Source organism: Escherichia sp. E1130, from assembly GCF_005781065.1.
Classification (GTDB): domain Bacteria; phylum Pseudomonadota; class Gammaproteobacteria; order Enterobacterales; family Enterobacteriaceae; genus Escherichia.
This window is the reverse complement of record NZ_VATL01000066.1, coordinates 1-1,119: the sequence shown is the minus strand read 5'-3', so window position 1 is coordinate 1,119 and position 1,119 is coordinate 1. Positions and strand designations below refer to the sequence as shown.

General features: G+C 56.1%; 1 protein-coding gene. It reads right to left on the bottom strand.

Features of this window, described 5'->3' with window-relative positions; genetic code table 11:
• Window positions 1–1,119 (bottom strand): Ig-like domain-containing protein (locus FEK66_RS25420; protein ID WP_171023590.1); only part of this gene is annotated, 1,119 nt, incomplete at both ends.

Sequence of the window (1,119 nt, the reverse complement as noted above, 5' to 3'; positions counted from 1 at the left end):
ACCGGAGAAGCCAGCTTCTGACCCTGCAGCGTGGCAGTCAGCGTAATCTCTTCCACCGCCGGAGAACTGACCTGGACTGTGACATGTCCCTGCTCGTCTGTCTGGGTGGTCGTGGCGGTTAACTGTGCGGTGTTGCTGGTTGAACTCCAGTCGATCTGGACATTCTTTAACGGATTACCCTGTGCGTCTTCTGCGACAGCAGTCAGTGTGGCGCTGTCCTTTCCGTCGGCCAGCAGGGTGGTTTTATCCGGTGAAATGCTTTTCAGCACGGCGCTTTTGGCGTCGGCAACAAACGTCAGCGTGGTGGTTTGTTTCGCTGCACCGTTCGCGGTGGTGGCAGAAACAGTAGCCTTCCCGGCACGGGTGGAGGTGAAATGCATGGTTGCAACCCCCTGATTATTCGCAAGGCTGCTGGTGCTGGCAAAGATCACTTTCGGATCGCTGCTGCTCCAGTTGACCTGTGCGCCAGGCAGAGTATTGCCGTTCGCATCTTTCACCGCGACAGACCAGGTTATCGGTTCGTTGCCATCGGCGACGGCCTGAGTTTTGTCCACTTTGCTGTCAGACAGGGTCGCGGTGGCTATATTACCAATCACATTCACCGCCACGGTCTGGCGGCTGTTATTACTTTCTGCCGTGACATGCGTGGCCGCGGCCCGGGTAGCAGAATAGGTTATCTCTGCAATACCCTGACTGTTGGTGTCGCTGTAATTATTGGACTGGAAAGACCCGCTGGTATTATCGGTACTCCAGTTAATCCTTTGATTTACGACAGGATGACCGGCTTTGTCCACCACTGTGGCTTTCAGCGTCATGCTATCGCCTGCTGCCACATCCGCTGTTGTGGACGGAGTGAGTGTAGAGACTGTGGCGGTGGCTGCGTCGGCGCTAAAGTTGATGGTGGCAGACGATTTGTTCACACCGTTGGCGGTTGCCACGGCCTGACAGGCGACCACATCCTCTGAAGCCAGCGTCGCGGTAACCCGGCCCTGATCGTCGGTTTTTTGCGGGCTGCCGGTAAGATGATACTTACCTGCCGGCTGGATCTGCCAGCTAACATCACTCTGGTTGACGGGGTTTTTGTATTGATCTTCCACTCTGGCGGTCAGGGTGACCAGA